Origin of the sequence: Agathobaculum sp. Marseille-P7918, assembly GCF_900625105.1 — a bacterium.
GTDB lineage: Bacteria > Bacillota > Clostridia > Oscillospirales > Butyricicoccaceae > Agathobaculum.
This window is the reverse complement of record NZ_UYYD01000014.1, coordinates 1-12,565: the sequence shown is the minus strand read 5'-3', so window position 1 is coordinate 12,565 and position 12,565 is coordinate 1. Positions and strand designations below refer to the sequence as shown.

Here is a 12,565-nt window from a genome sequence, read left to right as displayed (position 1 = left end):
TTGGACACTTTCCGTAATTGCATACAGATCCCCCCACGGTTCCTGCAATACTGTCCAGCGCCAAGTCGCCCACGATCCGACTATATCCGAAGTGTATCATACTGTTTCCCGCTGTTTTCCGCCAATTGACCCAGCTTCATATAAAAAGGCCACCCCAGAGGGGTGGCCTTTTTCGTTTCATCATCTCAGCGCAGGCAAAACATCCGCTTTTGAGTTTTCCGTGTAATGCTACCTGTTTCTCTAGCAAGGCAGGCCGCCAAAAACAAGCTGCAAACGCCAAATATGGACGCCAAGCCCTCCCTCAACACAGCAACTTCTTCAACCCTATACTGCCTGAAGTTGAAAAAGCGGCAGCCGGGTTCCCCGGCTGCCGCCCTAAAATTTTTGCGATATCTGCACTCAAAATGGAGTTTATCCAAAATTTTAAATCAACATGCTATGACCTTCCGCTTTGTAGATGTTATATTAAATTTCCAAATCCGCCCCATTAGAAGCAATCACATCCCGATACCAATAGAACGAGTCTTTACGTAGACGCGATAGGTCTCCGGTGCCATCATCGTGCTTATTGACATAGATCATGCCATATCTCTTACGCATCTCTCCTGTGCTGGCAGATACCAGATCGATACAGCCCCATGGCGTATATCCAATCAAATCTACACCGTCGCCAATCGCTTCCCGCATGGCCTCAATATGCTGCCGCAAATAGTCGATACGGTAAGGATCGTGAATACTGCCGTCCGGTGCAACCTCATCCATCGCCCCCAGGCCATTCTCCACCACCATGAGCGGAATCTGATACCGGTCATACAACTGATTGAGCACCCAGCGCAAGCCCTGCGGGTCGATCTGCCATCCCCACTCGGTCGCCTGTAAATACGGATTTCGCAGCCCGCCAAGTGCGCCGTTTCCGGTCGAGGGGTCACCCTCCTGCCGCGTGCCGACGCAGCGAGAGTCGTAATAGCTGAAGGTATAGAAATCGACCGTACCCTCCCGCAAATCTTTTTCATCCTGCGCAGTGACTTGCAGCTTGATCCCCTGTTCTTCCAGAAGCCGCTTCGCATAGGTAGGATATGCGCCGCGCACATGCACATCACCCGCCAGCAAATTGTGCAGCCGGTCAACCGACTGTTGTGTCAGCTGATCCTCAGGCGAACAGGTACGGGGATACACGCACATATAAGCAATCATGCAGCCCATCTGATTTTGCGGGTCAATCTCATGCGCCAAACGCACCGTACGCGCAGAGGCCACCAGCTGATGATGCATGGCCTGCCAGCGATCCTGTGCCGTGCAGTTTTCCGGCAGCATGCCGCCCGCAATGAATGTTCCGAACGGCACGGACAACATATTGATCTCATTGAACGTCAGCCAACGGCGTACCTTGCCCTGATAGCGCCGCAGAACCGTCTCTGCGTAGCGCAGGAAATGGTCGATCAGCGCACGGTTCTTCCATCCGCCGTAAGCGGTCGTCAAATGCAGCGGGTTTTCATAATGGGACAGAGTGACCAGCGGTTCAATCCCGTACTTATGCAGTTCATCAAAAACCGCATCGTAAAACGCCAATCCTCGCTCATTCGGTTCGGCATCATCCCCATTCGGGAAAATGCGCGACCACGAAATCGACATGCGGTATACCTTAAATCCCATTTCCGCAAAAAGCGCGATATCCTCTTTCCAGTGGTGGTAAAAGTCGGTCGCCTCATGATTGGGATAAAAAGCACCCGCTTCCGGCGGAATGGTGATGCGCCGCGGTGTGTTCACCGTACCGCCAGTAAATACATCATCAATCGACGGTCCGCGTCCGTCCTCATCCCAACCGCCTTCATACTGATTGGCAGCGGTTGCACCGCCCCAGAGAAAATCATCTGGAAATTGCACCTGCATGGTTCTCCTCCTTGTAAAAACTTATAAAATCGTGAGCAGCTGTGCGCCGTGCTGGATCTCCGGCTGCTGCACCGGAACAACTTCGAGATACTCGTCCGAATTGGTCACAATCACAGGCGTTGTCACATCATATCCTGCCGCACGCAGCCCATCCAAATCACAGGACAGCAGCTTCTGGCCTTTTTTCACAGTATCCCCCAGCTTGACATGCGCGGTAAAATATTTTCCGCCAAGCGACACGGTATCCCGACCAATATGAATGAGCAGTTCAATGCCATCCGTGCTGCGCAGACCGACCGCATGGTTGGAATCCATCAGTGTCTCCACCGTTCCGTCAAAGGGCGCATATACTGTGCCGTCCACAGGCACAATTGCGGCTCCCGTCCCCAGCACACCGGACGCAAAGGTTTCATCCGAAACCTCACTCAGCGGGACCAACTGACCATCTAACGGACTGTCCACGATGCGGCGCGTCACTGCAGGCTTCGCGGCAGATGCGGCAGCGTCCGTCTTTTCCGCAGACGCAGTCTTGCTTTCCGGATCGCGGAAGCCCAGAATCATCGTCAGCACAAAAGAAACAACCACAGCAATCAGGCAAGTCAGGGCAATGTACAGAATGGAAATCGGACGGTCGGCTTCAATGTACTGGATGGTAGTCACCAGTCCTGGGCAGGCCGTGGAAAAGCTTTTGAGCTGCATCAAACCGGCAAAGCAGCCCGAAGCAAAGGACGCAGCCAGCACCGCAATGAACGGACGCTTGAGGCGCAGGGTGACACCATACATAGCAGGCTCCGTGATACCCGCAACCAGCGCGGAAAAGCCGGCGGCAGCAGCTGTCTGACGCATGTTCTTATTCTTCGAACGCAGCGCAACTGCCATAGACGCACCGCCTTGCGCCAGATTTGCGCCAAGCTGCGCAACCATTACAATGGTTTCATAGCCGAGCGAGCTGAGCGATGCAATGGCAATGGGGGTCAGGACATGGTGCATACCGAACAAAACCAGAACCGGATAGATGCCGCCAATGATGCCGACGGCCAGCCAGCCGAGGTTTTCCTGAATCCAAACCAGCGCACCGGAAAGCGCGTCACCCGCAATCGCGCCGGCCGGACCGACCACCCACAGAGCAATCGGAGCGCAGATCAACACGATCAGCATAGGATCAAGGAAGGTCTTGGTGATGACGGGCGTGACACGATCAACCGCTTTTTCCACCTTGGACAAAATCCACGCCATCACAATGGCGGGCAAAATCGAATAAGGATAGTTTGCCGCAGTTACCGGGATGGCAAACAGCGAAACCGGCTCGCCTGCAGAAAACAACGCCTGCAGCGAGGGGTGAATCAGAATACCTGCAATGGTAATGCTCAAAAACAGATTGGCATTGAAATAACGAGCGGCCGAGGCAGCCACCAGAATCGGCAGGAAGTAAAACGAACCGTCGCCGATAACAGTCAGCACCTGATAGGTCATGCTTTCAGTTTGCAGCACGCCAATCATAGGCAGCAGAACAAGCAGCACCTTGATCATTGCGCAGCCGATGATTGCAGGAATAACCGGTGTCATCGAACCGAGCAAAGCGTCCATCATACGGGCAGGAATGCTCTTCTTTTTACTTTTCGGCGCGGTCGCTGCCGCCTGATCGAGTACACCCAGTTCCTGCAGCGCACGGAACACCACAGGGACACGGTTACCGATGATGATTTGATATTGTCCGCTGCTGCGCACCACACTGATAACGCCGGGAATCTGCGATACAGCATCATCATTGGCCAGACTTTCATCCGCTAATGTCAAACGCAGGCGAGTCGTACAATATGTGGCGCCGCGAATATTTTGCTTGCCGCCAACACATTCTGTGATCTGTTTTGCGGTCTGTTTCCAATCCATTCTCTTGTCAACCTTTCTTTATTTCAGATGAAAAGATTATTTCTATCCAAAACCAGCCTCTCCGCGCGCCTGAGATGCGGTTTTTTGCCAAAATTACTGTCTCGTCACCCGCGCAATATGCACGGTCAGGTATAATTCTTCCTCTTCACCCAGATGCTGTCCGCGTGTCTGCGCAATATAGTCGGCAATCTTTCGCGTGCAGGCATAGGCTTCCGGATATTTACTGCGAACCACGTCCAGCAGCTCACTGTCGTCGTCCTCATAATAGGTTCCCAACATCAGCCGCTGGGCAAAAAACTTCACATGGGTCAAAAAACGATAATACGCCATGGAAGAAGCGTCAAATTCCATTTGAAAATGCTCGTGAACGATATTACAGATTGCGTGGATTAGCTCGGTGATCTCATACATCTGGCTGATTTCCATGCCGGTTTCCGCATTGACAAAATGTAGCGCCATAAATGCAGCCTCATCTTCTGCAAAAGAAACCGAAAGGACATCGCGCACCATCTGCGCGGCCTGCAATCCAACGGCATATTCGTCCGGATAATAGCGTTGTATTTCCCAGCGCATCGTGTTGCGGATGACCAATCCGTTTTGATACCGCTGGACAGCAGAATAAATATGGTCAGTGATCGTAATATAGATGCTCTCATCGAGCTTCTTGCCCAGCTTTTCTTCCGCCATCTGAATGATTTTTTCGCTCAGAACCATATAATTCATCGGAATGCGGGCAATCAATTCCTGAAACCGGCTGGTATTCTTTTGCGACAGTTGAAACACCTGCTCCGCTCTGGCGTATGGGACCAGATCCCCACGGCTCTTTTGAAAAACAATGCCCTTGCCCATGACAACAATTTCCTGTCCCTGTTCATTTGTTGAGACAAAGGCATTGTTGTTTAAGATTCGCCGCACGATATAGTTCCCCAACCCGATCCCCTCTTTTAAAAAAAGAATATAAAAAAAGCAAGCACAACCACAAAGACCCTTCCAACGGGTTTTATTGCGGTCTTGCCTGCATTACCAGTGACAATCCAAGTATTCAACTACGGTTATTAGTATATGCATTTTATGGGATACTGTCCATTCCCATTTATATACAATTATCTTCTTCTGTTTTTGTATAAACTGTTTAAAGATGCGTGAATCCCGACACTTTTCGCGCATTTTAAGATTTAATAGCTATTTTACCTCAGTCAATACAACAAATCGCATCATGATAGTCACGATCTGCGCCGTATCGTCAAATAGATCAAATCATTATTATTTTCTGCATAGCCCAAAATCAAAGCGACTGATTGCAGACCCCCTGAATAGACTTTCAGAAAAGGCAAGAAGTCCATGCCACGAGCGGATCGAAAACGAATACAGATACAGCGGCGCGCCATTCCATTCTGCTTGAATGGTTCAAGAACGTCATCGCAGCGCAGTTTGAGACAGAAACAGCCGGAACACCGGCATAAATGCATCGCAACCCTTGCAGGCAATAAGCAGAAAGAAGGACGCATTCCATGCGCGATCCCGCAGCCGCCTACAGGGCAGTTCTGTACCTGCGGCTCAGCCGCAACGACGACAATCCCGGCGAAAACGAAAGCATTCAGTAAAAATGGACCAGACGGTGCAGGACTGCAGTATGATCCACGCTCAGATGTCAATTTATTTTGCCGAATGCATGCCTGAGTAACACTGCTGGTACCGGATGTCACGGGCAAGAGGAACGACTTTGCCGCCCTGACATCCAACCTCATCGGCGTAATGTTGTTGACAAAATAGCAACCTGATCCTCCGGCTACCACATCCCCTATTTTATCCTCCCAAAAAGTTGCAAAAAGCCGCCTGTTCTTTCGAACAAGCGGCTTTTCTGGTACGCCCGATGCGATTCGAACGCACGGCCTTTGGAGTCGGAGTCCAACGCTCTATCCAGCTGAGCTACGGGCGCGGGTACAAAAGGTATTATACCATTTACCGTCCCGTTTGTAAAGCGTTCTCGTCTGTCTTTTTCTTTTTGGGCCGTTTCTTGTACCGATCTTCCTCGGAAAAGATGCAGCCGCAATACTTCTGCATATACAGCCCCAGCTCGCGCGCCTTGTCCTGCCCTTCGCGGAAGCGCGGCGAAAAATCGCGGTGCAGATACTTTACGCCGTACTTCTCCGCCGCCCGCTCGGCCACCTCGCGCATCAGTTCGTGGTTCTGATATGGGCTGACGAACAGCGTGGACGTGAACTGGTCAAAGCCGTGCTCAGCCGCGTAGCGCGCGGTTTCCTCAAAGCGCAGCGTATAACAAAATCCGCAGCGGTGATCGAAATCCGGGTACACACCCTCGATAAACCGGCGCAGACCGTATTCGTTTTCGATCTCGAGCTTGAGGTCGATGCTTTTGGCATACTCGACCAGCGTATTCTTGCGTATCTTATATTCGGTAAACGGATGGATATTCGGGTTATACCAGAACCCCACCGGCTCGATGCCCTCCTGCCGCAGCGTGTCGATGCAGGTGATCGAGCACGGTGCGCAGCAAATGTGCAGCAGCGTTTTCATCAAAAATCACTCTCCTGATTTGTTATTCTATCACATTTTCCCGCTCTTGCAAAGCACTGATAAAGCCGTTATACTGAAACCATACTATGATAAGGAGGAACCCGCCTTATGAAGGACATTGCATATTATAACGGCACGATCGGCCGCATCGACGAGGTCATGGCCCCGATCACCGACCGCGGCTTCTATTTTGGCGACGGTGTGTACGACGCGGCGATGGTGCGCAACAAGAAAATCTTTGCGCTTTCCGACCATCTCGACCGTTTTTACAACAGCTTAAAGCTGCTGCGCATCGACCCGCCGATGGGTCGCGAGGAACTGACCGCCGTTTTGAACGATCTGGTCAGCCGACTGGACTCGGACGAGCCGCATATGCTGTACTGGCAGTCCACACGCGCGGTGGCGCACCGCATGCACGCCTTCCCCAAGGACGCCAAAGCCAGCCTGATGGCGTTCTCCGAGCCGTGCGGGCTCGACCGCCACGACAAGCCCTACAAGCTCATCACGGTCGAGGACACGCGCTTTTTCCACTGCAACATCAAAACGCTCAACCTCATCCCCAACTGCATGGCGATGCAGCGCGCGGTCGAGGCGGGCTGCGACGAGGTCGTGTTCCACCGCGGCGACCGCGTGGCCGAAGGCGCGCACTCCGGCCTGGCCATCCTCAAGGACGGCGTGTTCTGCACGCCTCCGGCGGACGAACTCATCCTGCCCAGCATCACGCGCCTGCACTTTTTGCAGCTGTGCGAAAAACTCGGCATTCCCTCGCGCATCGCGCCGTTCACGGTCGATGAACTGATGCACGCGGACGAAATCATGATCCTGTCCACTGGCTCGCACTGCATCGCGGTCAGCCATGTGGACGAAAAACCGGTCGGCGGCAAGGACACTGCCCTGCTCGACCGCCTGCAGCAGGCCTATCAGGACTGGTTTATGCAGGAAACCGAAAAATAACGAAAGGAAACTGCCCCTATGCCATCTATCCTCATTGTCGGCGGCGGCCCCGCCGGGCTGAGCGCCGCCATTTACGCCGCACGCGCCGGCATCCAGACCACTGTGCTGTATAAAGACGGCGGCGCGCTGGACAAAACCGATAAAATCGAAAATTATTTCGGCTTTGCCGATGTGATCTCCGGCCCCGAGCTGCTCGCGCGCGGGCGTGCGCAGGCCGCGCGGCTGGGCGCACAGCTGACGCAGGCCGAAGTGACCGGCGTGGAATACGCCGAAAAGGGTTTTTCGGTCAAAACCACAGCCGGCAGCTACGCCGCGGACGCGGTCATCCTCGCCACCGGCGCGCCGCGCGCCACGCCGCGCATTGCGGGCGTGCGCGAGCTGGAAGGCCGCGGCGTCAGCTACTGCGCGATCTGCGACGCGTTTTTCTACCGCGGCAAGGCGGTCGCGGTGCTGGGCGAAGGCGAATATGCGCTCGAGGAAGCGCGCACGCTGCTGCCCGTTGTCGGCTCGGTCACCCTGCTGACGGACGGCGCGCCCGCGCCGGATGGTCTGCCCGAAGGGCTGCGCGTGGACGAACGCCCGGTCACGGCCATCGAGGGCGAGGACAAGGTTGCGCGTGTCGCGTTCCAAAGCGGCGATCCGCTCGCGGTGGACGGCGTGTTCATCGCCTACGGCACCGCGGGCAGCAGCGACTTTGCCCGCAAGCTGGGCGCACAGCTGGACGGCAACAAGATCCAGGTGGGCGAAGGCGGCGCCACCGCCGTGCCCGGCCTGTTCGCCGCGGGCGACTGCACGGGCGGACTGCTGCAAGTGGCCAAAGCCGTTTCGGACGGCGCGCAGGCCGCGATGAGCGCCATCAAATTTGCGCGTCAGGCGTGACAAAATAAAAAAAACGGAAGCGATTTCGCTTCCGTTTTTCTTTTTGCCATTACAGCAGCGCCAGGATATTCTCCTTGGGCATCGCGCCGACCGACTTGTTCGCGATCTGGCCGTTTTTCATCACGACCAGCGTCGGGATGCTCATTACGCCGAACTGCTGCGCGAGCTCTCCCTGCTCATCGACGTTGATCTTGCCGACCTTGATATCGCTGCGCTCCGCCGCGATCTCGTCCACAATGGGCGATACCATACGGCAGGGGCCGCACCAGCTTGCCCAGAAGTCGAGCAGCACCGGCTTGTCCGACTGCAGGACTTCGCTTGCGAAATTCTCCTTGGTAATCGTCAAAACTGCCATATTCAACACTCCTTTTACTGTTTTGGCTGGATTCCGGTGACGCACATCTCGCGCAGGCTGTCGGGTTACAGCTTCCGCGCCAATGTTTACCGGATCACTCTTATTATAACAGGTTTCCCCCAAAAGAAAACCTTTATTTTGCGCCCTGCATCGCCTCGTGCTCCGCGGCCAGCTCCTCATACAGCTGATGGAACAGCCAGCCGAGGTTGGTTTCGGTCACGATGGCCTTGTACGGCACGGAAACGCCGCTTTTCTTCATCTCACGCAGCAGGATCTCCAGCCGCTTGTCGGTAAAGCCGTCCAGCACCAGCATCGGCTCGGGCAGTACGGGCGCTTCCGGGTTTTCGCGCGCGTCAAAATCCTTGCGGCCAAGCAGGCAGCCGATCGTCTGCCCGACGGCTTCGGCCGGCACGTTTTTGATGCGCACGCCCATGCGCACTAAGATGGATTTGAGCAGCGCACCCTGCGCACCGCCTTCGGGTTCATAAAACAGCACTGTTTCGCGGGATACCGCCATGGTAAGTGCCTCCTTTTTGCTTATTTTTTATTTGCCGCCCGCACCGGGACCGGTGAGCAAGGCGACGGTTTCAACGTGTGCCTCGTCATCTCGGAAGTTATTCTCTCCCAGAGAATCAGGCGTCATCGGCGTATACCCATCGGCTACACCGGGAATCTCTTCCCAGAAGAAGCGCACCGGGCACTTGAATGTCACGTTGGCAACCACGCGCTCTTTGCGCGGGTTCTTGTCCGGCAGGATATGCACCTCGCTCACGGCCTCATGGATGAGGTCGAAGCGTGTCTGCTCGTCCGCACCTTCCAACAGCTCGGGGATGCGGTCAAGCTCTTCCAGAAGCCTGCGCTCTCCGTCCATGCGCTTCTCGACAGTGGTCATCTTAGCTTGCGTCTCATCCAACGCCTCGCTAAATCCGGCATCGCGGTCATATAAGTCGTCCAGACGCCTTTGCAGGTCGTTGAACTTGCGCTCGTAACTCCTGTCGGCGGGGTCGAGCGAGTCAATCTGCGTCATGAGCATGCGCATACGCTTATCGTTCGCGGCCTTCTCGCCCTCTATGCGCTCAATATCTTCCTTCAGCTGCTCGATGTCCGTCGCGTCGTCGATGCGACGGCGCAGGGCATCCACAAACGCATCTGAACGTGATGCAAGGCTCACGAGCTGTACGACCTCGGCATCCACACACTCTTGCGGGTACTGGCTTTTGAATGTGCAGCTGGCACCACGCGATTTCGCAGTGTGTGGGCAGTAGTACGCATAAGTGGTCTTGCCGCGCGTTCCGTCCTTCTTGATTTTCCCACGGTTAGGTTTGGACGACATCTTGCGACCGCAGACCGGGCAGACGAGAAGCCCGTTGAGCATGTTCACGTGGCCGTCGTCGTGCGTCTTCATGTTCGGCTTGCGCGTCCCGACAATGGCTTGAGCCGCCGCCCATGTGGCGTCGTCAATTATCGCATCGTGCTGGCCGTCGTGTATCTCGTAGCCGTCACTCTTGACCACGTGCGTCTCTCCGCGCGTGCCCTCTATCGCCTCGCTTCGCCTGCGACCATAGGCAATCTTTCCGATGTACACCGGATTGGTAATCATCCGCTGTATCGTGCCGTTGGAGAACGTCTCGATGTTGGCGTTTCCACGAGGCGTCTTTCTGATTCCATGGTTGTTCAACCATGTGGCTATCGCCATCGACCCTTTGTTCTCGTACGCATACATCTTGAAGATTTGGCGAACGACCTTCGCCTCGTCCTCATCGACCTCAAGTTCTTTGAACTTGTTGCCCTTATCGACAAGGCGATACCCGTAGGGCGCTTGCCCTCCGTTCCAGTAGCCTTTGCGTGCCTTCTCCTCGCGTCCGCTCATGGTCTGGGTACGGATGTTGTCGCGCTCCATCTCGGCGAACACGGCGGCGATGGACAGCATCGCCTTACCCATGGACGTACCAGAGTCGATGCCGTCCTTCACGCAACACAGTTCCACGCCGTAGTCTTGGAGCGTCTGAAGAGAGTTCCAAGTGTCGGCGGCGTTGCGCCCGAAGCGTGACAGCTTGAACACGAGGACGTAGGCCGGGCGCTTGCTCGGCTGAGCCTTGATGATGTCGTCCATCATCTGACGGAACTGCGGCCTGCCCTGCACGTTCTTTCCTGAAAAGCCGGCGTCAACGTACTCTCCGAGCACACGCATGTCGTGATTTTCGGCGTATCTTGTCAGCTCGAAGCGCTGAGCGTCTATCGACTCGCCCTTCTCGACTTGCAGCTTGGTCGAGACGCGGATGTACAGGGCGCAGGAGAGTGGATGGGTGGCATCTGGTGTCTTGGGATTTTTTCGTGCCACCTATTTAGCGCCCCTTGCTTGTGCGTCTCTTTCGTCGCGCTCGATAGCGTCCTTCGTGAAGTCGCGCTCGACAATTTCAAATCCAGCGGCGACTGCTGCTTCCACGAGAGCGTCAAGGCGATTCTCAGTTCCCTCAGACCCTTCTTCGTCGAAAATCATGTTGAGCGCCCAGTCCTCTATCACATTGTCATTATCAGGGTCGAAATCATCCAGCACTTCGCACGCTTCCGACGGCGTAGGGAACGGCAACAACCCAATCTCGTCGAATCCCTCGGTCAGTTCCTTGATATTGTCCTCACGACCGTGAAAAACCGGACAAATGCCGTCCTCCTGCATGATGATATAAGCAGTCAAAATAGGGTTGGCACCGGCGTTATCGTCGTAGTTGATGATGGGCTTGTACGCGATACGTTTCTTAGATTCTGTCATTGTTGTTTCCTCCTTTGGTTGATGAATTGTGTAAATACGCATTTAATTATAAAGCCCGCCGTCCAAAAGAGCGACGGGCTGGTTTACTTATCGGGCACCGCTACGCTGTTGCAAAAACATCAGATACTGCTGATACTTGCGAAGCATTATGTTCTTGGAGTATTGCTCCATGTATTCGTAATCAGGCTCACCGGAATCAGTGATAGGGAGCATTAGCTTCTGTCGAAGCATGCGCTGCTCCTTGAACTTATAACCGTAGCTATATTTAGACCGCTGCTTCGCAAATATAGAAACGAAAAATAGCAAGACAAACTTGTTGTCAGAATGATGGCGGAGATGCAGCCGTTTTACATCATCCGTAAAAATACATTCATACGGATGATAAAAAGCAATGCATGGCGCCCCGTTATAGTTGACGCCCAGCACATTACCATCCCTCGACGAATTATCATTACCGACAAACCCTGTGACGCCGTTGTTATTATCTGTTGCGCCGATAAACGGGCGCGTTCCCGGAACTTTATTACGCGTTTCCAATCGTTTGCCGGCGCTGACAGTGAAAATGTCATCTAAAGAAAATTCGCACCACTCCTTCTCGTCGAGAGCAGGAATCTCAGCAACTTCACCCAGTTCCGCAATGCGTTCCTCAACATAAGCACGATATTTGGCGAGCATCATGGCGCGCTTCTGCTGTACATACTCCGCCATATATGCATAATCAGGTTTGCCAGAATCAGTGACGGGAAGTTCAATCCCAACTTTTTTAGCTTTTCGCCAATGGCGAGCATACCCCATGTCAGGAATCCGCTTTTTCCAAGCGCATGAAACATAAAACAAAGCGTCAAAAGGTATATTTTGTGGTCTAAGAACTTTCACATTATCAGCTGCGCAAAAGCTATGATTTGATATATCCATACTCTTTGTATGGTCACCAAATATCAACGCTGGAGTATCTTTAATAAAAAAATCGGCGACTTTATTCGTAAATCCCATTACACCATTATTTGAAGTTTGGGAAGAAAAAACAGGTATTTGACCTGTGCCACTTAAATCTCGTTCTGACAATTTTATACTTTGTTTCTCAACAGAAAACAAACCTTTTTCGCCAACTACCTCAAAGATATCTCTTTTCTTCCCATCAAGACTCTGCATCACCGTCACCCCCTATTACAATAAATTTGGACAGGAAAGCCGGGCAGCCAGTCCGGCTTTCCCTCCATCTCGTGCCTAAGCTACAATAAGAGGAGCAACTGGCTGACGTTCACTCCCTTGGGCTTCGTATGTCCGCT

General features: G+C 53.7%; 11 protein-coding genes and 1 tRNA gene. 2 read left to right on the top strand and 10 right to left on the bottom strand.

Features of this window, described 5'->3' with window-relative positions:
• Positions 1-465 precede the first annotated feature (465 nt).
• The 5 genes from EJL02_RS13070 to EJL02_RS13050 all read right to left on the bottom strand — a co-directional run bounded on the left by EJL02_RS13070 (position 466) and on the right by EJL02_RS13050 (position 6,318).
• Positions 466-1,890 (bottom strand): glycoside hydrolase family 1 protein, encoded by a 1,425-nt coding sequence (locus tag EJL02_RS13070; protein WP_125116802.1) that lies wholly within the window; start codon positions 1,888-1,890, stop codon positions 466-468.
• A 21-nt stretch (positions 1,891-1,911) separates the two neighbouring features.
• Positions 1,912-3,780: a beta-glucoside-specific PTS transporter subunit IIABC gene (locus tag EJL02_RS13065; protein WP_125116801.1), complete on the bottom strand. Its 1,869-nt coding sequence runs from the start codon at positions 3,778-3,780 to the stop codon at positions 1,912-1,914.
• Positions 3,781-3,873: 93 nt separating this feature from the next.
• On the bottom strand, positions 3,874-4,710 hold the full coding sequence (gene licT / locus EJL02_RS13060) for a BglG family transcription antiterminator LicT (protein ID WP_164510429.1): 837 nt from the start codon (positions 4,708-4,710) through the stop codon (positions 3,874-3,876).
• 932 nt (positions 4,711-5,642) lie between these two features.
• Positions 5,643-5,719: transfer RNA gene (locus EJL02_RS13055), tRNA-Arg, on the bottom strand.
• A gap of 23 nt (positions 5,720-5,742) precedes the next feature.
• Positions 5,743-6,318 carry an epoxyqueuosine reductase QueH gene (locus EJL02_RS13050; RefSeq protein ID WP_125116799.1) on the bottom strand — a complete coding sequence of 192 codons (576 nt, stop codon included), beginning with the start codon at positions 6,316-6,318 and terminating at the stop codon, positions 5,743-5,745.
• Between the two features lie 108 nt (positions 6,319-6,426).
• Here EJL02_RS13050 and EJL02_RS13045 point away from each other — a divergent pair, with 108 nt between their 5' ends.
• Both EJL02_RS13045 and EJL02_RS13040 read left to right on the top strand, forming a co-directional pair.
• On the top strand, positions 6,427-7,272 hold the full coding sequence (locus EJL02_RS13045; protein ID WP_125116798.1) for an aminotransferase class IV: 846 nt from the start codon (positions 6,427-6,429) through the stop codon (positions 7,270-7,272).
• Between the two features lie 18 nt (positions 7,273-7,290).
• Entirely contained in the window at positions 7,291-8,151 is an 861-nt protein-coding gene (locus EJL02_RS13040; RefSeq protein WP_125116797.1) for an NAD(P)/FAD-dependent oxidoreductase, read from the top strand.
• Positions 8,152-8,200: 49 nt separating this feature from the next.
• On the opposite strand, the gene trxA is transcribed toward EJL02_RS13040, so the two are convergent.
• The 5 genes from trxA to EJL02_RS13015 form a co-directional block, all read right to left on the bottom strand.
• Positions 8,201-8,506, bottom strand: a complete 306-nt coding sequence (trxA, locus tag EJL02_RS13035) for a thioredoxin (RefSeq protein ID WP_125116796.1) — start codon at positions 8,504-8,506, stop codon at positions 8,201-8,203.
• 133 nt (positions 8,507-8,639) lie between these two features.
• Positions 8,640-9,023 (bottom strand): DUF3783 domain-containing protein, encoded by a 384-nt coding sequence (locus EJL02_RS13030; protein ID WP_125116795.1) that lies wholly within the window; start codon positions 9,021-9,023, stop codon positions 8,640-8,642.
• Positions 9,024-9,050: 27 nt separating this feature from the next.
• Entirely contained in the window at positions 9,051-10,847 is a 1,797-nt protein-coding gene (locus EJL02_RS13025) for a recombinase family protein (RefSeq protein ID WP_125116794.1), read from the bottom strand.
• Complete coding sequence (locus EJL02_RS13020) at positions 10,848-11,276, bottom strand: hypothetical protein (RefSeq protein WP_125116793.1); 429 nt, start codon at positions 11,274-11,276, stop codon at positions 10,848-10,850. It lies immediately after the preceding gene.
• A gap of 87 nt (positions 11,277-11,363) precedes the next feature.
• A complete protein-coding gene (locus EJL02_RS13015; protein WP_206426978.1) occupies positions 11,364-12,428 on the bottom strand; it encodes a restriction endonuclease subunit S in 1,065 nt (354 codons plus the stop codon).
• Between the last annotated feature and the right edge of the window lie 137 nt (positions 12,429-12,565).

Bases quoted from the DNA above. Each gene is read 5' to 3' on its own strand.
- EJL02_RS13070 (WP_125116802.1), bottom strand. From the start codon at position 1,890: ATGCAGGTGCAATTTCCAGATGATTTTCTCTGGGGCGGTGCAACCGCT.
- EJL02_RS13065 (WP_125116801.1), bottom strand. From the start codon at position 3,780: ATGGATTGGAAACAGACCGCAAAACAGATCACAGAATGTGTTGGCGGC.
- EJL02_RS13050 (WP_125116799.1), bottom strand. From the start codon at position 6,318: ATGAAAACGCTGCTGCACATTTGCTGCGCACCGTGCTCGATCACCTGC.
- EJL02_RS13045 (WP_125116798.1), top strand. From the start codon at position 6,427: ATGAAGGACATTGCATATTATAACGGCACGATCGGCCGCATCGACGAG.
- EJL02_RS13040 (WP_125116797.1), top strand. From the start codon at position 7,291: ATGCCATCTATCCTCATTGTCGGCGGCGGCCCCGCCGGGCTGAGCGCC.
- trxA (WP_125116796.1), bottom strand. From the start codon at position 8,506: ATGGCAGTTTTGACGATTACCAAGGAGAATTTCGCAAGCGAAGTCCTG.
- EJL02_RS13030 (WP_125116795.1), bottom strand. From the start codon at position 9,023: ATGGCGGTATCCCGCGAAACAGTGCTGTTTTATGAACCCGAAGGCGGT.
- EJL02_RS13020 (WP_125116793.1), bottom strand. From the start codon at position 11,276: ATGACAGAATCTAAGAAACGTATCGCGTACAAGCCCATCATCAACTAC.
- EJL02_RS13015 (WP_206426978.1), bottom strand. From the start codon at position 12,428: ATGCAGAGTCTTGATGGGAAGAAAAGAGATATCTTTGAGGTAGTTGGC.